The sequence below is a fragment of the Conexibacter sp. JCM 18997 genome, from assembly GCF_055391915.1.
Genome location: NZ_AP043885.1, coordinates 1978925 through 1998556 on the forward strand (window position 1 = coordinate 1978925; position 19632 = coordinate 1998556).

The 19632-nt window shown below is 72.2% G+C and carries 21 protein-coding genes; 6 read left to right on the top strand and 15 right to left on the bottom strand.

Translation table 11 applies throughout. The features are described from left to right. Positions 1–20 precede the first annotated feature (20 nt). The 3 genes from ACZ5UI_RS10235 to steA are packed head-to-tail and all read right to left on the bottom strand — an operon-like array spanning position 21 to position 2816. On the bottom strand, positions 21–746 hold the full coding sequence (locus ACZ5UI_RS10235; protein ID WP_464196887.1) for a glycerophosphoryl diester phosphodiesterase membrane domain-containing protein: 726 nt from the start codon (positions 744–746) through the stop codon (positions 21–23). After that, entirely contained in the window at positions 743–1618 is an 876-nt protein-coding gene (locus ACZ5UI_RS10240; protein WP_464196889.1) for a copper transporter, read from the bottom strand. Before ACZ5UI_RS10240 ends, ACZ5UI_RS10235 begins: the two co-directional genes overlap by 4 nt. A gap of 22 nt (positions 1619–1640) precedes the next feature. Then, positions 1641–2816 (bottom strand): putative cytokinetic ring protein SteA, encoded by a 1176-nt coding sequence (steA, locus tag ACZ5UI_RS10245; RefSeq protein ID WP_464196891.1) that lies wholly within the window; start codon positions 2814–2816, stop codon positions 1641–1643. Positions 2817–2890: 74 nt separating this feature from the next. Here steA and ACZ5UI_RS10250 point away from each other — a divergent pair, with 74 nt between their 5' ends. After that, positions 2891–3583: an alpha/beta hydrolase gene (locus tag ACZ5UI_RS10250; RefSeq protein ID WP_464196893.1), complete on the top strand. Its 693-nt coding sequence runs from the start codon at positions 2891–2893 to the stop codon at positions 3581–3583. Here ACZ5UI_RS10250 and ACZ5UI_RS10255 read toward each other — a convergent pair. The 4 genes from ACZ5UI_RS10255 to ACZ5UI_RS10270 form a co-directional block, all read right to left on the bottom strand. After that, complete coding sequence (locus ACZ5UI_RS10255; RefSeq protein WP_464196895.1) at positions 3580–4446, bottom strand: aldo/keto reductase; 867 nt, start codon at positions 4444–4446, stop codon at positions 3580–3582. The two genes, ACZ5UI_RS10250 and ACZ5UI_RS10255, sit on opposite strands and share 4 nt — an antisense overlap. Positions 4447–4475: 29 nt before the next feature. Beyond that, positions 4476–6134 carry a DNA repair protein RecN gene (gene recN / locus ACZ5UI_RS10260; RefSeq protein ID WP_464197800.1) on the bottom strand — a complete coding sequence of 553 codons (1659 nt, stop codon included), beginning with the start codon at positions 6132–6134 and terminating at the stop codon, positions 4476–4478. Positions 6135–6221: 87 nt separating this feature from the next. Then, positions 6222–7028: an NAD(+)/NADH kinase gene (locus ACZ5UI_RS10265; protein ID WP_464196897.1), complete on the bottom strand. Its 807-nt coding sequence runs from the start codon at positions 7026–7028 to the stop codon at positions 6222–6224. Further along, entirely contained in the window at positions 7028–7819 is a 792-nt protein-coding gene (locus ACZ5UI_RS10270) for a TlyA family RNA methyltransferase (RefSeq protein ID WP_464196899.1), read from the bottom strand. Before ACZ5UI_RS10270 ends, ACZ5UI_RS10265 begins: the two co-directional genes overlap by 1 nt. A gap of 76 nt (positions 7820–7895) precedes the next feature. Here ACZ5UI_RS10270 and ACZ5UI_RS10275 point away from each other — a divergent pair, with 76 nt between their 5' ends. Continuing rightward, complete coding sequence (locus ACZ5UI_RS10275) at positions 7896–8243, top strand: hypothetical protein (RefSeq protein WP_464196901.1); 348 nt, start codon at positions 7896–7898, stop codon at positions 8241–8243. Positions 8244–8275: 32 nt separating this feature from the next. Next, positions 8276–9496, top strand: coding sequence for an EAL and HDOD domain-containing protein (locus tag ACZ5UI_RS10280; RefSeq protein WP_464196903.1), 1221 nt, complete (start codon positions 8276–8278; stop codon positions 9494–9496). Here ACZ5UI_RS10280 and ACZ5UI_RS10285 read toward each other — a convergent pair. From ACZ5UI_RS10285 to ACZ5UI_RS10315, 7 genes are all read right to left on the bottom strand, one after another. After that, positions 9493–10371, bottom strand: a complete 879-nt coding sequence (locus ACZ5UI_RS10285; RefSeq protein WP_464196905.1) for an alpha/beta hydrolase — start codon at positions 10369–10371, stop codon at positions 9493–9495. The genes ACZ5UI_RS10280 and ACZ5UI_RS10285 overlap by 4 nt on opposite strands. Further along, positions 10368–12320, bottom strand: a complete 1953-nt coding sequence (dxs, locus tag ACZ5UI_RS10290) for a 1-deoxy-D-xylulose-5-phosphate synthase (protein ID WP_464196907.1) — start codon at positions 12318–12320, stop codon at positions 10368–10370. Before dxs ends, ACZ5UI_RS10285 begins: the two co-directional genes overlap by 4 nt. Then, positions 12317–13183, bottom strand: a complete 867-nt coding sequence (locus ACZ5UI_RS10295; protein ID WP_464197802.1) for a polyprenyl synthetase family protein — start codon at positions 13181–13183, stop codon at positions 12317–12319. The genes dxs and ACZ5UI_RS10295 overlap by 4 nt, the downstream gene beginning before the upstream one ends. Then, positions 13180–13377 (bottom strand): hypothetical protein, encoded by a 198-nt coding sequence (locus ACZ5UI_RS10300; protein WP_464196909.1) that lies wholly within the window; start codon positions 13375–13377, stop codon positions 13180–13182. The genes ACZ5UI_RS10295 and ACZ5UI_RS10300 overlap by 4 nt, the downstream gene beginning before the upstream one ends. Continuing rightward, the gene (locus tag ACZ5UI_RS10305) at positions 13374–13784 is read right to left on the bottom strand and encodes a transcription antitermination protein NusB (RefSeq protein ID WP_464196911.1); all 411 of its coding nucleotides are present in this window, start codon (positions 13782–13784) and stop codon (positions 13374–13376) included. The genes ACZ5UI_RS10300 and ACZ5UI_RS10305 overlap by 4 nt, the downstream gene beginning before the upstream one ends. Before the next feature lie 7 nt (positions 13785–13791). Beyond that, positions 13792–15201, bottom strand: coding sequence for an elongation factor P (gene efp, locus ACZ5UI_RS10310; RefSeq protein ID WP_464196913.1), 1410 nt, complete (start codon positions 15199–15201; stop codon positions 13792–13794). Between the two features lie 128 nt (positions 15202–15329). Beyond that, positions 15330–15704 carry a hypothetical protein gene (locus ACZ5UI_RS10315; RefSeq protein ID WP_464196915.1) on the bottom strand — a complete coding sequence of 125 codons (375 nt, stop codon included), beginning with the start codon at positions 15702–15704 and terminating at the stop codon, positions 15330–15332. Positions 15705–15845: 141 nt separating this feature from the next. Here ACZ5UI_RS10315 and ACZ5UI_RS10320 point away from each other — a divergent pair, with 141 nt between their 5' ends. The 3 genes from ACZ5UI_RS10320 to ACZ5UI_RS10330 all read left to right on the top strand — a co-directional run bounded on the left by ACZ5UI_RS10320 (position 15846) and on the right by ACZ5UI_RS10330 (position 19024). Further along, on the top strand, positions 15846–17141 hold the full coding sequence (locus ACZ5UI_RS10320) for a cytochrome P450 (protein ID WP_464196917.1): 1296 nt from the start codon (positions 15846–15848) through the stop codon (positions 17139–17141). Next, positions 17138–18055 carry an AAA family ATPase gene (locus ACZ5UI_RS10325; protein ID WP_464196919.1) on the top strand — a complete coding sequence of 306 codons (918 nt, stop codon included), beginning with the start codon at positions 17138–17140 and terminating at the stop codon, positions 18053–18055. Before ACZ5UI_RS10320 ends, ACZ5UI_RS10325 begins: the two co-directional genes overlap by 4 nt. A gap of 255 nt (positions 18056–18310) precedes the next feature. Next, positions 18311–19024 carry a vWA domain-containing protein gene (locus ACZ5UI_RS10330; RefSeq protein WP_464196921.1) on the top strand — a complete coding sequence of 238 codons (714 nt, stop codon included), beginning with the start codon at positions 18311–18313 and terminating at the stop codon, positions 19022–19024. A 20-nt stretch (positions 19025–19044) separates the two neighbouring features. Here the strand turns inward: ACZ5UI_RS10330 and ACZ5UI_RS10335 are convergent, their stop codons facing one another. Then, complete coding sequence (locus ACZ5UI_RS10335) at positions 19045–19629, bottom strand: VOC family protein (protein ID WP_464196923.1); 585 nt, start codon at positions 19627–19629, stop codon at positions 19045–19047. Between the last annotated feature and the right edge of the window lie 3 nt (positions 19630–19632).

Consider the following 19632-nt stretch of genomic DNA (forward strand, 5'->3'; position numbering starts at 1 on the left):
TGGATCCGCAAGGTAGCCGTTCAGGCGGACGTGGTCGGTTCCGGCTGGCGGGCGCGCGCGTCGAAGAACACCAGCGCCGCGCCGATCGCGGCGATCGGCAACGTGACCGCGTAGCTGATGATCGAGGCCGCCAGCGCGACGCCCTGGCGGTCCACCGCATCGGCGATCGCGAAGAGTGGCACTTCGACGACCGACTCGAGCAGGCCGGTCAGCAGCAGCACGAGCGCCATCAGCCCGAGCACCCGCCACGCCCGGCTGCCCATCGTCAGCGCCCAGGACCGGCGCAGCGCCGCCAGCGGGCCCAGCGCCTCCAGCCCGACGGCCGGGACCGCGAGGGCCAGGCGCACCGCCATGTAGATGCCGGGCACGATCAGCAGGAACAAGCCGGCCAGCGACGCGACGATCGCCGCCAGCGCGACGATCAGCGCGGGCGCGAACCGCTCGAGGCCGGACTGGATCGCCCGTCCCGTCGACGCGTCGGGTCGCAGCGTGCGCGCGACCATCGACATGATCAGCGGCAGCACCAGGGCGAACAGCACGCCGCCCTCGAGAAAGCTGCGCTCGTTGGACGGTGATCCGTCGAAGCGCCCGGTCAACTCCCCCAGCCCGAGCCCGAACACCGCCAGGTAGACCGGCGTGACGACCACGAACCCGATGGCCAGATACGTGCGCCATGCCGCCGCGAAGAGCATCACCACATCGCGGATCAGCTCGTTGACCGTGCGCTCGCGGTGGGGTTCGATCACGGGCGGCTGATGCCGCCGACGACGCGCGGCAGGAGCGCTTCGGCGCTGGACTTCAGGCCGTAGGCGCCGTCGGCGCCGGCCAGGGCGAAGACGAGCGCGGCGCGGCCCGAGAGCTGGTCGATCGAGTCCACCGAGGCCAGGCCGCGGTCGCGGTACCAGCCGATCTGGGACGGGTCGGTGTCGAGCTGCTCGACGCCGACGACGGGCACGTCGGTGCGGTTGAGGCCGCTGACGATGCCGTCCTCGAGCTCCTCGGTGGTGCCCTTCTCGTCGTCGGACTCCTCCGGGCGATCGGGGGAGCGCACGATGACCACGCCGTCCAGGACGCCGAGCTCGCCGGAGAACGACTGCATCAGCGCCTGGCGCTCCTGGCTGACCAGGCGGCCGCCGGTGACCAGCTGGACGCCCATCCGGTGGGCGAAGGGCGACAGGAGCGTCGGGTCGATCGACATGGCGCTGTAGCGGCTGCCGACGGCGCGGTCGGCCAGATCGCTGACGTCGGGCGGCTCGCGCAGGGACCCGACCCAGCGCAGGTCGGCGCCGGCGGGCTCGAGCGCGTCGCGCACCTGGTCGACCGTGTCGCTGTCGCTGTCGCCCAGGAACAGCAGCCCGATCTGGTCGCCCGACAGGCGGCCGGCGACGAGGTCGGGGAAGGTCTGGTTCTCGAAGTCCTCGTGGCGCGAGACCTGCTGGCGCAGATCGTCGGCCTCGGCTCGCGAGGCCTTCACGTCCCCGCGCAGGGAGTCCTCGATGTCCTGCTTGGCCGAGGAGACGAGGCCGCTGTCGCCGATCGCCGTGCCCAGCAGCAGGCCCACGGCGAGCGCGAGGAAGACGGCCACGAGCGAGAGCGCGTGGTAGCGAAAGTCGAACACGGGGCGCCCTCAGGGTAGGCGGCTAGGCGATGCCGAGCAGCACCTGCAACTTCAGCCACAGGAGCTGCGCCACGTTGTAGAGCGCCGGCGTGCGCCAGATGATGAGGCCCAGCGTCAGGATGCCCACCAGCGCCAGCAGCCCGATCGGGGCGGTGCCCGGACGCGGGCGGTACAGGCGGCCCACGCCCTTGGCGTCGATCAGGTTGTCGCCCAGGCGCAGTCGGGTGAGCATCGTCGAGGACATGCCGCGCCGGTTGCGATCGAGGAACTCGACGAGGTTGAACTGCGAGCCGACCGAGACGATCGGCTTGGCGCCCTTCTCGTGGGCGATCAGCATGGCCACGTCCTGGCTGGTGCCCGGCGCGGGCACGACCTTGTGGGCCAGCCCGAGCCGGTCGAGGATCGCGCGGCCGGGCGCGCCGCCGTCGGGATAGGCGTGCACCACGAGCTCGGCGCCGCAGCGCAACGAGTCCTCGGAGGCCGAGTCCATGTCGCCGACGATCATGTCCGGCCGCCAGCCCTCCTCGAGGATCGCGTCGGCGCCGCCATCGACGGCCACGATCACCGGCTTGACGTCGCGCACGTACGGGCGCAGGACCTTGAGGTCGCGGCGATGCTCGACCCCGCGCACCACGACGAGCGCCGGACGGTCGCGGAAGTCAGTGTCGAAGCGCGGCAGCTCGATCTTGCCGGCCAGCAGCTCGCGCTCCTCGACCATGTGCTCGACGGTGTTGCGGGCGAACGCGGCCAGGGCCTCGCCGATCTCGGCGCGTGCGCGGTCGTTGCGGGCGCGCACCGCGGCGGGCTCCTGGACGACGCCGTGGGCCAGCACCTCGGTGCCGCGCAGCACGTCGCCGCCGCGCACGGTGATCCGCTCGCCGTCGCTGAGGCGGTCGAACAGCGCGGCGTCGGCGAAGTCGACGAGCAGCACGCCGGCCTGCACGAGCAACAGCGGGCCCAGGTTCGGATAGCTGTCGCTCGAGCTGGGCTGGCAGTTCAGCACGGCGGTGACGCCGATCGTGACCAGATCCTCGGCGGATACGCGATCGAGGTCGAGGTGGTCGATGACCGCGATGTCGCCCGCCTTCAGGCGCTTCGTGAGCACCTTCGTCCGCCGCCCCAGGCGCGCCGGGCCGCTGACCTCCCGTGGAAGCTCCTCGCGGCGCGAGGCATCGGGCACGCGGGGCACCGTGGACATCGCCGCGAGTGTACGCCGCGCGGGCATGTCAGGATGCCTGAGTCCCGCTGGTCCGACAACGCACGGAGGTCGAGATGGCGCAGGAGGAGAGTCCCACGGTGGTGCTGGTGCACGGTGCCTGGCACGGCCCGTGGGCGTGGAGTGAGGTCGAGGGCGCGCTGGCCGACGAGGGCGTCGAGGTGGTCACCGTCGACCTCCCCAGCTCCGGTCCGGACGCGAGCGCGCTCGGCGGCCTGGACGAGGATGCGGCGGCCGTGCGCGCGGCCACCGATGCCGTCGACGGGCCGGTCGTCGTGGTCGCGCACTCCTACGGCGGCATCCCGACGACGCAAGGGCTGGCCGGCGCCGACAACGTCGACCACATCATCTACCTGACCGCGTTCATGCTCGACGAGGGCGAGTCGCTCTACGGCCTGGTCGGCGGCCAGCCGGCGCCCTGGTGGCTGGTGGCCGAGGACGGCGAGTCGCTGATGCCCGACACCCCGGGCGACGTGTTCTTCAACGACCTCTCCGACGAGGCCGTCGCGACGGCCAGCGAGCGCCTGCAGCCGCAGAGCATGTCCTCGGTCAAGGCGCCGGTCACCGACGTGGCCTGGCGCGACATCGACACGACCTATGTGATCTGCGACCTCGACCAGGCGATCCCCGTGCCCGCGCAGGAGATGCTCTCCGGACGCGCGGACAACGTGCATCGCCTTGACGCCTCGCACTCGCCGTTTCTGTCCAAGCCCGACGAGGTCGTGACCATCATCCGCGGGGTCTTCTAGGCCGAGGCCGAGGCAGCGTCGAGTCGGGCGATCTCGTCGTCGTTCAGGCGCAGGTCGGCGGCGGCGACGTTCTCCTCCAGGTGGGCGACCGAGCTGGTCCCCGGGATCGGGAGCATCACCGGGCTGCGGTGCAGCAGCCAGGCGAGCGCGACCTGACCCGGGGTGGCGTCGTGCTCCGCGGCGGCCTCGGCGACGGGGCCGCCCGGCTCGGCCAGCTTGCCCGAGGCCAGCGGGAACCACGGGATGAAGCCAATCCCCTCGGCCGTGCAGTAGTCGAGCACGTCCTCGGACTGCCGGTTGGTCAGGTTGTAGAGGTTCTGGACCGTGGCGACCTCGACGATCTCGCGGGCCGCGGCGATCTCCTCGACGCTGACCTCCGACAGGCCGACGTGCCGGATCTTGCCCTCGCTCTGGAGGTCCTTGAGCACGCCGAACTGCTCCTCGCGCGGCACCCGCGAGTCGACCCGGTGCAGCTGGAACAGCGGGATCACGTCGAGCTTGAGCCGTCGCAGGCTCTTCTCGGCCTGCTGGCGCAGGTAGTTGGGGTCGCCGAGCGGATGCCACTTCCCCGGGCCGGTGCGCAGCAGCCCGGCCTTGGTGGCCACGATGGTGCCGTCGCCGTAGGGCGCCAGCGCCTCGGCAACCAGCTCCTCGGCGACGTCCGGGCCGTAGGAGTCCGCGGTGTCCACCAGGTCCACGCCGAGCTCGGGCAGCCGCTTGAGCACCGCGATCGCCGCGTCGTGGTCCTTCGGCGGCCCCCACACGCCCTGCCCCGGCAGCTGCATCGTGCCGTAGCCCAGGCGCGTGACCTCGAGGTCGCCGCCGATGGAGAAGGTGCCGGAAGAGGAAGCTGTCGTTGCCATGTCAACGACACTACCCCGCGCCCGCCCGGCTACGCGGCCTTCAGCAGCTCGACCGCGTGCCGACGCGCCGCCTTGTCCTCGGCGTCGGCCCCGAGCATCCGCACCAGCTCGCCCACGATCGCGTCGGGCACCAGCTCGGTCACCGTCGTGCGGGCCGGCTCGGCCTCGACGTCCTTGGCGATCGAGAAGTGCCGCGCCGCCAGCGAGGCGACCTGCGGCAGGTGGGTGATGCAGATCACCTGGCGCCCGTCGGCCAGCGCGCGCAGCTGCTCGCCCACGGCCCGCGCGGTCACGCCGCCGATGCCCGCATCGACCTCGTCGAACACGAGCGTCGCGCCGCCCGCCTCGTTGGCCACGCCCATCAGCGCGAGCATCACCCGTGACACCTCGCCGCCCGAGGCGATGTCGCGCAGCGGCCCGGCCGGCACCCCGGGGTTGGCCGCGATCAGGAAGTCGACGACGTCCGCCCCGGTCGCACCGGGCTCGCGCTCGTGCAGCGCCACCTCGAACGACGCCCCCTCCATGGCCAGCGAGGCCAGCCGCTCCCGCACCGACTCGGCCAGCGCCGGCCCCGCCGCCTCCCGGGCGACATGCAGCTCGTCGCTGACCCGGCGCAGCGCGACGCGGGCCTCCTGGAGCTCGGCCGTGGCCTCCTCCAGCGCCTCCTCGGCGCCGGCCAGCTCGGCCCGCCGCGCCCGGCAGCGCTCGGCGTGCTCGAGCACCCCGGTCACGCTGCCGCCGTGCTTGCGCGCCAGCCGGTCCACGGCGGCCAAGCGCGTCTCGACGACGTCCAGCCGCTCGGGCTCGGCCTCCAGCCCCTCGGCGTAGCGGCGCAGCTCGCCCCCGAGGTCGTCGGCCTCCAGCGCCAGCGCCCGGAACCGCTCGACCAACGGGTCCAGCGCCGCGTCGACGCCCTCCACCCCGTCCAGCTCCGCTCCGCCCCGGGCCAGCGCGACGGACGCGCCGCCCTCGCCGTCCTCGGGCACCAGCGCCTCCAGCGCCAGCAGCGCCGCTCCGCGCAACGCCTCGACGTGGCGCAGCCGGTCGCGCTCGACGGTCAGCGCGCGGTACTCCGCCTCGTCGGGATCGACCTCTTCGATCTCGGCCAGCTCGAAGTCGAGCAGGTCGATCTCCCGCTCGCGCCCGGACGCGCGCTCGCGCAACGCGTCCAGCGACGCCTCCAGCGTGCGCACGCGCCCGGCCAGCGACGCCGATCGCTCCCGCCGCGCCGCCTGCTCGGCCCCGCAGAAGCGGTCGAGCACGTCGAGCTGGACCGATGAGAGCGTCAGGCGCCGGTGCTCGTGCTGGCCGTAGAAGGCGATCAAGGGCTCGGCCAGCTCGCGCAGGTCGCCGGCCGAGGCCGAGCGGCCGTTGACGTAGGCGCGCGTGCGCCCCTCGGCGCTCACCCGGCGCGCGAGCACGACCTCCTCGGCGTCCGCCGGCAGGCGTTCGCCCAGCTCGCCCCGCAACGCCTCGGGCAGCTCGAACACCCCCTCGACGTAGGCCTCGGCCGCCCCGGGGCGCACGATGCCCGGGCGGGCCTTGCCGCCCAGCAGCAGGTCCAGCGCGTGCGCGAGCACGGTCTTGCCCGCGCCCGTCTCGCCGGTCAGGACGTTCAGCCCGGGCGCGAGGCGCAGCGTGGCCTGTTCGATGAGGAGGAGGTTTTCGACGCGCAGCTCATTGAGCATGTGCACGGTGTATCAGCGGCGACAGACGGATTCGCGTCGAACGCCTGTTCCCGTCACGAAGTCGTGACAGAGTCGTCGCAGAGACGACTAGACCAGGTGGCCGAACTTCTCGCGCAGGCGCTGGTAGAAGCTCGATCCCGGCAGCTGGGCCAGCAGCGCCGCGCCGGGCACGAACGAGCAGTCCAGCGAGTCGCCCGGCGCCAGCTCGCCCACGCGCCGCCCGTCGACGGCCACGTCGACCGACTCGCGCTGGGAGCGGTTGAACAGCGACAGCGTGTCCTCCGGCGCGACGACCAGCGGCCGCGCGGTCAGCGAGTGCGGGGCGATGAACGTCGCCACGAAGCCCTGCACGCCCCAGGCCAGGACCGGCCCGCCGTTGGCCAGGTTGTAACCGGTGGAGCCCGCCGGCGTGGCCACGACCAGGCCGTCGCAGCGCACGCGACCGAGCTCCTCGCCGCCCAGCACGTAGGACAGCACCGCGACGCGGCCGTCCTGGCGGCGGATCAGCGAGACGTCGTTGACCCCCGCCTGGCGCAGCCCGGGCGCCGCGATCGCCACGGCCGGCAGCGCCATCAGGTCGAACTGGCCGGTGAAGGCCCGGCGGAAGCCCTCCTCGCAGTCCGTGCGGTCGATCGTGGCCAGGAAGCCGACCTGGCCGAAGTTCACCGCGAAGACGGGGATGCCGCTGCCCGAGAAGCGCCGCAACCCGGTGAGGATCGTGCCGTCGCCGCCCAGCGTGATCGCGATCTCCGCCTGCGTGTCGCGCGACGGGTCGTCGTCGCCGTGGTGCAGCGTCACGCCGAAGTCGTCGGCGACCTTGCGCAGCACCTCGGCCGCCTCGGCCGTCTCCTCCGTGCGTCCGTGCGTGAGCACGACGGCGACCCGCTCCGGCATCAGAGCTCCACCTTCGCCACGTCGCCCGCCAGATCCTCCAGGGCGCCCACGCGACCGCCCTCGGCCAGCCACAGGAACGTCTCCAGGTTGCCCTTCGGTCCGGGCAGGCCGCTGGGCGCGAAGCCGAGCACGCTGGCCCCCAGCGCGACCGCCGCCTCGCCCACCGACACGACCGCCTCGCGCCGCAGCGCCACGTCGCGCACGACGCCCCCGCTCCCCACCCGGCCCCGGCCGACCTCGAACTGCGGCTTGACCATCACCAGCGCGTCGAAGGACGGCGCCAGGCAGGTCAGCACCGCGGGCAGGACCTTGGTCAGCGAGATGAACGACACGTCGGCGACGAGCAGGTCCGGCGCGTACTCGAGCTGGCCGGGCTCCAGCGCCCGCGCGTTGACGCGCTCCAGCACCGTCACGCGGGGATCCTGGCGCAGCGACCAGGCCAGCTCGCCGTAGGCCACGTCGAGCGCCAGCACGTGGACCGCGCCGCGCTGCAGCAGGCAGTCGGTGAAGCCGCCGGTGGACGCGCCCACGTCGATCGCGTGACGGCCGGCGACGTCGAGGCCGAGCGTGTCGAGCGCGTTGGACAGCTTCACGCCGCCCCGCGAGACGAACCGCGGCCGCTGGGCGACGTCGACGACGATCGCGTCGTCGACCATCTGGCCCGGCTTGGCCGCGCGGCGGCGCTCGTCGCCGAGCATCACCTCGCCGGCCAGCACGGACGCGGCCGCCCGGGTGCGTGACTCGAACAGGCCGCGATCGGCGAGCAGGGCGTCCAGGCGGACCTTCGGCATCGGGCGGAACGCTAGTGGGTCACGGGTGACCTCACTCACAGTCGGGCCGGCCAGGACGCGGGACACTCGCCAGACCATGACCGCCTTCCGCCTCGTGCCCCTCCACCTCCACGGCGCGCTCGAGCTGCTCGTGGGCTTCGCGCTGATGGCCGCCCCGTTCGTGCTGGGCCTGAGCAGCGCCGCGATCGTCGCCGGGATGATCGTCGGCGCGATCGTCGCTGGACTCGCGCTGCGCGCCGCCATCGGCGACGACCTCGACATCTCGGCCCACTACGCCTACGACGTCGCGCTCGTGTTCTCCCTGCTCATCGGGGCCATCGCGCTGATGGCCGGCGGCGACCCCGTCGCCGCCCTCGTGTTCGCCGTGGCCGCGCTGATCGCCCTCGCCCTCAACATGACGACGAGGTACAGCGCGAAACACTGAGGATCTGATCGGGTTCTGCCGATCAAGGAGGCATGGCGGGTCCTCCGGTCATCGTCGCGCGCCAGCCGATCTGCGATCGCGACCGCACCGTTCATGGGTACGAGCTGCTGTTCCGGGCCCACGATCGCGAGCGTGCGCTCGTCGTCGATGACGAGCAGGCCACCGCGCACGTCCTGATCACGTCGTTCGTCGATCTCGGCATCCGGGCCGTCGTCGGCGGCCGCTGGGCCGGGATCAACGTCACCCGCCGGATGCTCCTGGAGCTGCGTCCGCTGCCCTTCGGCCCCGACCAGCTGGTGATCGAGCTGCTCGAGGATCAGCTGATCGACGCCGAGCTGGTCGAGCGATGCGCCCAGATGGTCGCCAACGGGCACACGCTCGCGCTGGACGACTTCACCTACACGCCCGAGGCCGATCCGCTGCTGAACATCGCGCGGATCGTCAAGCTCGACTTCCGCGAGCACGGCGTCGACGGCCTGCGCGACCAGATGCGCCAGATCCGCGCGGCGGGGTTCACCGGCCTCTTCCTGGCCGAGAAGGTCGAGGACGAGGCCGAGTTCGCCGCCTGCCTGGACCTCGGCTTCGACCTGTTCCAGGGCTGGTTCTTCTGCAAGCCCGAGCTCGTCGAGGGGCGCGCGCCGAGCACCTCGGCCACCGACGCCCTGCGCGCCGCCGCCGAGCTGACCGTCGAGGACCTCAGCTTCGAGCAGCTGGAGCGGATCGTCTCCCACGATCCGGGGCTGACGATCCGCCTGCTGCGGCTGCTCAACTCCGCCGCCTTCCCGACCAACCGCCAGATCCGCACCGTCCACGAGGCACTCGTGATGCTCGGCGAGCGGACCGTGCGCCAGTGGGCGATGCTGATCATCCTGGCCGGGCTGCCCGCCTCCTGCGACGAGCTGCTGCCCACCGCGCTGATCCGCGCCCGGCTGCTGGAGCGCCTGTCGGCCGCCCGCGGCGACGAGGCCCCCGACGGCGCGTTCATCGTCGGGCTCTTCTCCGTCGTCGACGCGATGCTCGGCGTGAGCATGGACGACATCCTCGAGGAGCTCCCGCTGGCCGACGAGCACCGCGACGCGCTGCTCCACCGCGAGGGCCCCAACGGCCGCGCGCTGAACGTCATCATCGCCCACGAGCAGGGCGATGCGTGGACGCCGGACGACATCGGCGTCACGCCCGAGCGGTTCGCCGTCGCCCATCTGGAGGCGATGGACTGGGCGCGCGGGTGCGCGCCCGGGCTGGTCGCCGCCTAGCCTCGACCGAGCGCCGTCGCGACCGACGAGCCGAGGTCGGCGATCGCGGTGCGCGCGATGTCGGCGACGCCGGTCCACCGCAGGAACCCGTGGACCGTGCCGTCGTAGATCGTCAGCCGGGTGTCGACGCCGGCGGCCGTGAGCTTCTCCGCGTAGGCCTCGCCCTCGCCCCGCAGGATGTCGTGGCTGGCCAGCAGCAGGACGGCGGGCGGGAGATCGGAGAGATCGTCGGTGGCCCGCAGCGGAGAGACGTCGGGATCGTCGAGGTCGCCGGGCGCGTACAGGTCGCGGTACCAGCGCATCCCGGCGTTGCTGAGCCCGTAGCGACCGTCGCCGAACGCGACGTGCGTGTCGCTCTCCATCCGCCCGTCGAGGACGGGATAGACGAGGCCCTGGAGGGCGATGTCCGCCCGATGATGGCGGGCCAGGACCGCGGCCAGCGTGGCGCCGGCGCTGTCGCCGGCCACCGCGATCGGACCGCCGAACGTGTCGCGCACGTACGCGAAGGCGGCCTCGGCGTCCTCGATCGCCGCCGGGAACGGGTGCTCGGGCGCGAGGCGGTAGTCGACGGCGACGACCCGCGCACCCGAGGCGTTGGCCAGCAGGCGCGTGACGCGGTCGTGGCTGTCGATCGAGCCGACGACCCAGCCGCCGCCGTGCAGGAACAGCACGGTCCCGACCGCGTCCGCGGGCGTGTAGACGCGCATCCGGGGCGGACCGGCGACGTCCTCGACCCGTGCGACGGAGGCCGGCGTCCCGGCCAGGTCGGCCGTGCTCGCCTCGTAGGCGGCGCGCGCGGCGACGGGATCGTCGATCGCCGCAGCGGCGAGCTGGCGGGCCAGCTGTGCCGCGACCTGCGGATCGAGCTCGCTCACCGGCCGGCGAGGGCCGTGCGCGGGTCGCGCAGCGCGGACTCGATCCGCTCGGCGATGCGCTCGCCGGTGAAGCCGACCTCGGCGTGCAGCAGCGCCGGCTTGCCGTGCGTGACGTAGCGGTCGGGCAGGCCCACGCGCAGGATGCGGGGCACGGTCAGCCCGGCGTCGTTGAGCGTCTCCCACACGCCGGAGCCGAAGCCGCCGGTCAGGACGCCCTCCTCGACGGTGACCAGCAGGTCGTGCTCGGCGGCCAGCTGGGCCAGCAGCGCGCGGTCCATCGGCTTGGCGAAGCGCGCGTCGGCGACCGTCGCGTCGATGCCGTTCTCGGCCAGCAGGTCCGCGGCCTCCAGCGCCTTGGCCACCCCGGCGCCGTAGCCGACGATCGCCACGCGCTCGCCCTCGCGCAGGATCTCGCCGGTGCCGATCTCGATCCGCTGCGGGGTCGTGGGCAGCTCGACGCCGACGCCTTCGCCGCGCGGGTAGCGCAGGGCGACCGGGCCGTCGTCGTAGGTCAGCGCGGTGTGCAGCAGGTGCACGAGCTGCGCCTCGTCGCGGGGCGCCATCAGCACCATGTTGGGCAGCGGGCGCAGGTAGGCGATGTCGAAGACGCCGTGGTGCGTCGGGCCGTCGTCCCCGACCAGGCCGGCGCGGTCCAGCGCGAAGACGACGTTGAGGTTCTGCAGGGCGACGTCGTGGACGATCTGGTCGTAGCCGCGCTGCAGGAAGGTCGAGTAGATCGCGCACACCGGCTTGGCGCCCTCGAGCGCGAGGCCGGAGGCGAACAGGACCGCCTGCTGCTCGGCGATGCCGACGTCGAAGTAGTGCTCGGGGAGCGCCTTCTGGAGGATGTTCAGGCCGGTCCCGGAGTTCATCGCGGCGGTGATGCCGACGATGCGCGGGTCGCGCTCGACCTCGGCGACGAGGGCGTTGCCGAAGACCGTCGTGTACTGCGGCGGGGCGGGCTTGGCCGTCGTCTTGGGCTTGATGGCGACCGCGGGGGCGCCGTTCTCGATCGAGTTCGGCTTGGCGGCATGCCACTGCTCCATGCCCTCCAGGCCGCCCAGCTCGGCGGGCTCGAAGCCCTTGCCCTTGACCGTGGCCACGTGCACGACGACCGGGCGCTGCGCGTCGAGCGCCTCGGTCAGCGCCTCGCGCACGGCGTGGACGTCGTGGCCGTCGATCACGCCCATGTAGGCCCAGTCGAGCTCTTCCCAGAACAGCCCGGGCGCCCAGAACGCCTTGATCGACTCCTTCAGCTGCGGCCCCATGCGCTCGAAGGCGGCGCCGATGCCGGCGGGGAGCTTGGTCAGGCGCTCCTCGACCCCTTCGCGGGTGCGGTACAGCTTCGGGTTCATCCGCACGCGGTTGAAGTAGCGGTTGAGCGCGCCGACGTTGGGCGCGATCGACATGCCGTTGTCGTTGAGCACCACGACCATCGGGGTGCCCAGGCCGCCGGCCTGGTGGATCGCCTCGAAGGCGACGCCGCCGGTCATGGCGCCGTCGCCGATCACCGCGACGACCCGGCCCTGCTTGGCCAGCGGCTCGCCGCGCAGGCGCATCGCCTCCTTGAGGCCGACCGCGTAGCCGATCGAGGTCGACGCGTGGCCGGCGCCCATGATGTCGTGCTCGGACTCGTGGATCGCGCAGAAGGGCGCGAGGCCCTCGTACTGGCGGATCGTGGCCAGCTGGTCGCGGCGGCCGGTGAGGATCTTGTGCGGGTAGGCCTGGTGGCCGACGTCCCACAGGATCTTGTCCTTGGGCGAGTCGAGCACCGAGTGCAGCGCGACCGCGAGCTCGCAGGCGCCGAGGTTGGCGCCGAAGTGGCCGCCGATCTCGCCGACCGTGTCGATGATGTGCTCGCGCACCTCCTGGGCGACCTGCTGGAGCTCCTCGTCGCTGAGGCCGTGGAGGTCCTGGGGCTGGTCGATGGAGTCGAGGATGCGGGTCACGAGGTGCGGGTGAAGATGAAGTCGGTGATCTGCTCGAGCTCAGGGGCTCCGCCGGGCGCTGCTGCAGCCAGCGCGTCGCGTGCGGTCGCGTGTGAGCGTTGAGCCATGGTACGAGCTTCGGTGAGGCCGAACTCGCTGACGTAGGTGCGCTTGCCCTGGCGTTCGTCGGATCCCTGGGGCTTGCCGAGGGCGTCGTCGGTGCCCGTCACGTCGAGGATGTCGTCCACGATCTGGAAGAGAACGCCAAGCTCGGCGGTGAACGGGGCCCACCGGTTGACGTCGCGCCCGTCGAGCAGCAGCACGCACTCGATCGACGCGCCGATGAGGCGGCCGGTCTTCAGCGCGTGCAACGTGCGCAGGTCGACATCCTGGGAGGCCACATCAAGCCATTGCCCCCCAACCATGCCGTTCACGCCTGTGGCGGTGGCCAGATGCGCCAATGCCTGCAGGACATGGGCGGGTTCGCCGGCCTGGTGGGTGAGCACGTGGCGGAACGCTTCGGCGTACAGCGCGTCGCCGGCCAGGATCGCCACGTCCTCCCCGTGCGCCTTGTGCAGCGTGGGCCGGCCGCGGCGCAGATCGTCGTCGTCCATCGCCGGGAGGTCGTCGTGGATCAGCGAGTAGGTGTGGATCAGCTCGATCGCGGCGGCGATCGGGAGGACGTGCGCGGTGGTCTGGTCCAGGGCGCGCGCGGTGGCCAGCGCCAGGACGGGACGGATGCGCTTGCCGCCGGCCAGGAGGCTGTAGCGCATGGCGTCCTCGAGGCCCTGGGTGGGCGTGGCGTCGACGAACCGCAGGGCGTCGAGGTAGGCCTCGACCTCTTGGCGCAGGTCGTCGGGGTACTGAGCGTCTGGCGCGCTCAGAGCAGCGCGTCCTGGCCGGGCGGCACCTCGGAGGCGGCCGCACGGGACTGACGCTCCAGCTCGGCGCTGGCCTCGGAGGCCAGCGCGGCGCAGTCCTCCACGAGGGTCGCGGCGGCGTCGGTCGACAGCTCCCCGGAGCGCAGCTGCTCGGCCGCGCGCTCGAGGCGATGGATGAGGTTGTCGAGCTCGGTCATCGCGCGGAATCCTCGCGCATCTCCCGGAGGGCAGCGCCGAGGATGCCGTTGACGAACTTCGGCGACTGCGCGCCGGCGTAGGTCTTCGCGGTCTCGACGGCCTCCTCGATCGCGCCCTCGGGCGGGATCGGGCTGTCGCCCGGGATCGCGTCGGGATGGAGCATCTCGGTCAGCGCCACCCGCATGATCGCCTTCTCCAGCGGGGCGATCCGCTCCACCGTCCAGCCCTTGGCCAGCCGCGCGATGATCGCGTCCGTGTCGGGCGTGTAGTCCTCGGCGGCGTGGGCGAGCGACCGGGTGAACAGGGCGGCGTCGCCGTCGAGCGTGTCGGACAGCGGCCGGCCGGTGACGTCGTGCTGGTAGAGCGCGAAGACGGCGGCGCGGCGCTGTTCGGAGCGTCTGGCCACGGGTGGACTAGGCGCGCGACATGTAGTCGCCGGAGGCGGTCTGGACCTTCACGCGGTCGCCGACGTTGACGAACAGCGGCACGTTGATCGTGGCCCCGGTCTCCAGCGTCGCGGGCTTGTTGCCGCCACCGGACGCGGTGTCGCCGCGCAGGCCCGGCTCGGTCTCGGTGACCTCGAGCTCGACGCTGGAGGGCAGCTGCAGATCGGACGGGTTGCCGTCGATGAACAGCACGTCGACCTCGTCGTTGGGCCGCGTCCAGCGCAGCGCATCGGCCACGGTGCCCTGCGGGACGGCCATCTGCTCGTAGGACTCGGTGTCCATGAAGTGCGCGTCGGTCCCGTCGGCGTACAGGAACTGCATCTTGCGGGCCTCGGTGCGCACCGAGCGGAACTTCTCCCCGGCCCGGAACGTGCGGTCGATGACGTTGCCGTCGGAGGAGCGGCGCAGCTTCGTGCGCACGAACGCCCCGCCCTTGCCCGGCTTGACGTGCTGGAACTCGAGGATCTTGAAGACGGTCCCCTCCACGTCGATGTGGTTGCCGTTCTTGAACTGGTTGGTGGAGATCATGAGCGTTGTTGAGTCTAGGACGACCTGCACGCGCGCGAGCGTCTGCCGCGGTCGCGTGACCGCCTGCTCCCATGTGACGCGGACGACTTGCTCGCCGTGGCGTTCGAGGAGCCGCTGCCGTTGCGCGTCCTCGTGGCGGGCCAGCGGCGTGTCGTGCCAGGGGCCGCCGTCGGCCTCGACGACGACGCGTCTGTCCGGCCAGCGGAAGTCGGGGATGACGGTGCGGCCGTCGAGGGTGAGCGGCGTGTTGACGTCGGGGTGCTCCAAGCCGGCGGCCAGGATCAGGTCGAGCACGACGTCCTCGAGGACCGTGCGCGTGGGTGCGGGTCCGATGGCCAGGAGCTTGCGCAGCGCTCTGGCGCCCTTGCGTCGTCCGGCCCGTTCGAGCGCCTGCAGGACCTCGCGGATCGTGGTGCCGTGGAGTCCTTGCGCGCGGCGGAGCGCGCGCTTGAGCGTCTGCGCGTCGACGGTGCCGGCGAGGTCGACGAGCGTGCGCGCGGGGGTGGTGACGGGGATCCCGCGGACCAGGGTGACGTCGCGCGGGTCGAGCCGGGTCGTGCGATGGACCAGGAGGCCGGGCCGATCGCGAGGTGTCGTGTCGAGGACCGTGAGCTCGACGGCGCGGAAGTCCCAGTCGAGGTAGCCGAGATGCGCGGAGGCGGCGAAGTGACTGAGGTGCCCGGTCGGCGCACACGCCTTCACCGCGGCAAGAAAGCAGGCATCGAGGGTGGGGTTGGCGTGACCGACGTGGTAGACGCCGAAGTGCATCACGTGCAGATGACCGCGCCGGACGCGCGACTTCACCGCCGTCGGCGACAGCCCGATCGCGGCGATCTCCCTCGCCGACACCACGCCATTCTGGCGCGCGGCCTTCTTCGCCACCTCCCGATCGCGTTGCTTGTCAGATCGATGGTCACCACGAACATCGATCCGACAAGCAACGGTCGGGGGGCGCGTGGGCGGCGGGTCGGGCGCGCTCATCGCGAGCGGGCGATGTCGAGCCGGCGGGCGCGCTCGATCGCGTCCCAGCAGAGCAGGACGTCGTCCGGATCGGGCTCGCCGCGCTCCCACCAGGGTGCGAGGACCTGCTCGAGCGTTCGGGCGAGCGAGCACTGCAGGCCGTAGCGGCCGTCCTCGCGGTAGCCCCAGGCGCGCAGCTCGGCGTCGATGTACAGGTAACGCCGGGTCGCGCTGTGCTTGAACGCCTCCACGCGCGTGCCGTCGGCCAGCGTCACCGGGAACATCCACATGAACCAGCCCACCAGCTCGGGCGACATCAGGGCGATCAGGGGCTCCCAGTCGGGCTCGTCGGCGCCGTCGATCTCGCCGGTCTGAATGCGTCGTGTGGCCATGGCGCAACCGTCCCGACGATCGTGTGACGGAACAAGACGCGTGTGCGACAAGACTGCGGCAGAACCGCTGCGAAACTGCCGCACGAGGGCGATCCCGACCCATCTAGTATCACCATTACCCGCCGTGATAGGTTGACCGGGATGTCGGACGACACGTCGAGCGCCATCGCCGCACATCCCGAAGCCGAGGGACGATGCCCGCGCTGGGACTTCGACCCGCTGGTGCCCGACCACGTCCGCGATCCGTGGCCCTTGCTCGCCGGAGCGCGCGCGGAGCAGCCCGTCTTCTACATGCCGAACCTCGACATGTGGTGCGTGACGAGATACGCCGACGTCCGCGCGGCGCTGCACGACGCGACGACGTTCTCCAACGCGAGCGCGATCCAGCTGGCCAATCCCGTGCCGGATGAGGTCACCGTCCCACCGGGCTGCGTGTTCCCCGAACTGCGCAGCATCGGCAACATCGACGCCCCGAACCACACGCGGCAGCGCAAGCTCATCCAGCCGGCGTTCACCCCCAAGCGGGTCAACCGCTGGCGGGACGAGATCACCACGATCGCCGACGATCTCATCGACGGGTTCGCCGGCGACGGCCGGATCGACCTGGTGACCGCCTACGCCAACCCGATTCCCATCCGCGTGATCGCGGCGATCCTCGGCTTCCCGCCCGAGGCCGCGGCGAAGTTCCGCTTCTGGACCGACAGCTTCTTCGAGCTCCTGGGCATCCCCGGCATGGAGCACGAGCGTGCGGTCCGGCTGTGGAACGGCCTGGTCGAGTCGGACGAGTACGTCCGCACGCTGATCGACGAGCGACGCCGCGAGCCCGCGGACGACCTCATCTCCGACCTCGTGACCTCGGTCGCCGACGACGGGACGCCGGCGCTGACCGACGACGAGATCACGGCCAACGTCCACGCGTTCGTCGTCGCCGGCACCGACACGACGGCCATCCTGATCACGCAGGTCGTCCGCCTGCTCCTGCAGGACCGGTCACGTTGGGAGGAAGTGGTGGCCGATCGGAGCCTGATCGACAACGCCATCGAGGAGACGCTCCGGTTCCGCGGACCGCTGCGGGGAAACATGCGCGTCGTGACCAGGGACACCGAGCTGGGCGGCGTCCCGATCCCGAAGGGTGCGAAGCTCTACTGGATGCCGTCCTCGGCTGACCTGGACGAACAGCACTACGCCCATCCCGAGCGGTTCGACCTCCACCGCCCGGCCGCCTCGGACCATCTGGCGTTCGGGGTCGGGACGCACTTCTGCATCGGCGCTCCGCTGGCCCGCCTCGAGGGGCGCATCGCGCTCGAACGACTCATCGACCGGCTCCCCGACCTGCGGCTCCCGGACCAGACGATCGAGTACGAAGCGAACATCATCACCCCCGCCCCCACGGCGTTGACGGTCGATTGGAACCCCCAGCGAGCCAGCACGCGATGACGAGCAGCCAGGATCTGACCACGACGATCGCCCGGGTGCGCGAGGAGGTCGTCGGCCGCAGCGCCGAGCTCGAGCTGATCCTGGTCGCCGTGGCCACGGGCCGCGACCTCCTGCTCGAAGGCCCGCCGGGCACGAGCAAGACCACGCTGCTGCGCGCGATCACCCGCGCGTGGGGCATTCCGCTCGTCTTCGTGGAGGGCAACGCCGAGCTCACGCCCGGCCGGCTGCTGGGCCATCACGACCCCGCGCGCGTGCTGCAAGAGGGCTTCAGCGCGGACACGTTTGTCGACGGCCCCCTGGTGCAGGCGATGCGCACCGGCGGCTTCCTGCACTTCGAGGAGTTCAACCGCGCCCCCGAGGACACGCTGAACGCGCTGCTCACCGCGATCGCCGACCGCGAGATCACGCTGCCACGGGTCGGGACCGTTCACGCGCTGCCCACGTTCCGCGTCGTCGGCTCGATGAACCCGTTCGACAACGTCGGAACGACGCGGCTGTCGACGAGCATCAAGGACCGACTCGCGCGGCTGACGATCGGCTACCAGGACGAAGCGGCCGAGCGGGACGTCGTCTCGCTGCGCACCGACGCGCCGGACACCGAGCAGCAGCGGGCGATCATCGCCGACGCCGTCGCCGTGACGCGCATGACGCGCACCCACGAGCACGTCCGCCAGGGCAGCAGCGTCCGTGGAGCGATTGACCTCGCGCTGATGCTCGCGCAGCTGTGCCGTGTGCGCGGCATCACCTCGCGCGCGGACGAGGGATACGCGGAAGCCGCCTTCGACGTGATGGTCGTCGCGCTCTCCGGCCGCCTGCTGCTGGACGAGGCGAGCGGGACGACGCCGGAGCTCGTGCTGCGCGACATCTGGGAGCGGTACTTCGTCCTGAAGCCCGCCGCCGCCGAGCCAGGTTGAAGGTCACTGGACCACGACGATCCGGACGCGCTGCGACGCCGGCGCGACCGTGACCATGCGGCAGCGCCGCGGCGCAACCGGCCGCGCCCCAAGACGCTGACCGAGCCCCCGGACCTGCGCTCGGGCGCCGGCGGCACCGGGCTGGCCAGCGGCGCGCGCGGACGGCCGGCGCGCGATCCCGGGCCGACCGTCTTCACCGATGACGGAGCCTCGGTGGACAACGGCGAGGACGCTGAGGCCGTCGAGGATCGAGCCATGCTGCACCGGATCGCCACCGGGATCGCCGCCCGCCTGATCATCCAGCCGCCGCCGCGGATCCACCGCCGGCGCGGGATCGGCGAGGTCGAGAGCGTGCCCTACCGCGGCGGTGCCGACGAGCTCGACCTCGACCACACGCTCGACGTGCTCAGCGAACGCCGTCCGCTCGCCGCGGAGGACATCATCGTCCGCGAGCGCCGTCAGCGGCGCCAGGCGGTCGTGTTGTGCGTCGACGTGTCGGGCTCGATGCGCGGTGAGCGCGTTCGCACCGCCGCCGCCGCCGTCGGCGCGCTGACCGCGAGCCTGCGCCAGGAGGACCTCGCCGTCATCGCGTTCTGGTCGGACGCCGCGATGGTCCTGCGCTTCGGCGAGCACGCCAGCCATGAGCGCGTGATCGACGAGCTCGTCGCCATCCAGCCCGCCGGCCTGACCAACGTGACCTTCCCGCTCGAGCTGGCGGCGCAGGAGCTCGGCCGGGTCAGCGGCCGCCCGGGACGGGTGCTCTTGCTGTCGGACTGCGTGCACAACGCCGGCCCGGACCCTCGCGGCGTCGTGGGTCAGCTGCCGCGCCTCGACGTGCTCTTCGACGACAGCGCCGAGCAGGACGGCGAGCTCGCGCGCGACCTCGCCCACGCGGGCCGGGGCCACGTCTGCCCGGTGCGAGACCACCACGATGTGCCCGCGGCGCTGAACCGGATCTTCGCCACCTGACGGAGCGTCTTGTGCGAGGGTCAGCCCAGGTCGAGCGCGTCGATCGGGCGCACAGGGTCGCGGCCGTCCCAGCCCTCCGCAGCGCGCTGGACGGCGCCGAAGAACGTCCGGACGCCGGGCGTCCCCAGGTAGAACTCAAGGCGGCAGCCCACGGTGGCGCGCCCATCGTGGAACCGGAACTCCTGGCCCTGGATCGAGCCGATCAGCTCGTTGGGACAGCCGAGCGCCACCAGTCGGGCGGACTCGGCGTCCAGGTCGTCCACCAGCCGCGCGAAGTGGTGCAGGCCGGTCGACCCGATCGCCAAGGCGTCGGCGAGCGGCTGCGGCGAGGCCGAGTACTGCTCCATGAGCTCGATCTGCACGCGCCCGCACTGGCCGACGCTCGTGCAGTGGCTCCACTCCGCGCGCGCACCACCGTGGTAGGCGTAGTCGAGCACGATCGGCTCGTCCCCGAGGCGGAAGAACGGGCCCGCGCCGAACGTGTCGGCCCAGGCTTGTGCGGCCGTCGGGATGTCGGCCACGACGAACGCAATCTGCACGACCGGGCTGCCGTCGGCGGGCATCCCAAGCAGGGCCTGGGTGACGGCGCGGGCGTTGACGTCCACGGC

Excerpts from the sequence above, each read along its gene's own strand:
- ACZ5UI_RS10250 (WP_464196893.1), top strand. The coding sequence starts at position 2,891 with ATGGCGCAGGAGGAGAGTCCCACGGTGGTGCTGGTGCACGGTGCCTGG.
- steA (WP_464196891.1), bottom strand. The coding sequence starts at position 2,816 with ATGTCCACGGTGCCCCGCGTGCCCGATGCCTCGCGCCGCGAGGAGCTT.
- ACZ5UI_RS10275 (WP_464196901.1), top strand. The coding sequence starts at position 7,896 with ATGACCGCCTTCCGCCTCGTGCCCCTCCACCTCCACGGCGCGCTCGAG.
- ACZ5UI_RS10320 (WP_464196917.1), top strand. The coding sequence starts at position 15,846 with ATGTCGGACGACACGTCGAGCGCCATCGCCGCACATCCCGAAGCCGAG.
- ACZ5UI_RS10265 (WP_464196897.1), bottom strand. The coding sequence starts at position 7,028 with ATGCCGGAGCGGGTCGCCGTCGTGCTCACGCACGGACGCACGGAGGAG.
- ACZ5UI_RS10280 (WP_464196903.1), top strand. The coding sequence starts at position 8,276 with ATGGCGGGTCCTCCGGTCATCGTCGCGCGCCAGCCGATCTGCGATCGC.
- ACZ5UI_RS10315 (WP_464196915.1), bottom strand. The coding sequence starts at position 15,704 with ATGGCCACACGACGCATTCAGACCGGCGAGATCGACGGCGCCGACGAG.
- ACZ5UI_RS10255 (WP_464196895.1), bottom strand. The coding sequence starts at position 4,446 with ATGGCAACGACAGCTTCCTCTTCCGGCACCTTCTCCATCGGCGGCGAC.
- ACZ5UI_RS10330 (WP_464196921.1), top strand. The coding sequence starts at position 18,311 with ATGCTGCACCGGATCGCCACCGGGATCGCCGCCCGCCTGATCATCCAG.
- recN (WP_464197800.1), bottom strand. The coding sequence starts at position 6,134 with ATGCTCAATGAGCTGCGCGTCGAAAACCTCCTCCTCATCGAACAGGCC.
- ACZ5UI_RS10270 (WP_464196899.1), bottom strand. The coding sequence starts at position 7,819 with ATGCCGAAGGTCCGCCTGGACGCCCTGCTCGCCGATCGCGGCCTGTTC.
- ACZ5UI_RS10325 (WP_464196919.1), top strand. The coding sequence starts at position 17,138 with ATGACGAGCAGCCAGGATCTGACCACGACGATCGCCCGGGTGCGCGAG.
- ACZ5UI_RS10300 (WP_464196909.1), bottom strand. The coding sequence starts at position 13,377 with ATGACCGAGCTCGACAACCTCATCCATCGCCTCGAGCGCGCGGCCGAG.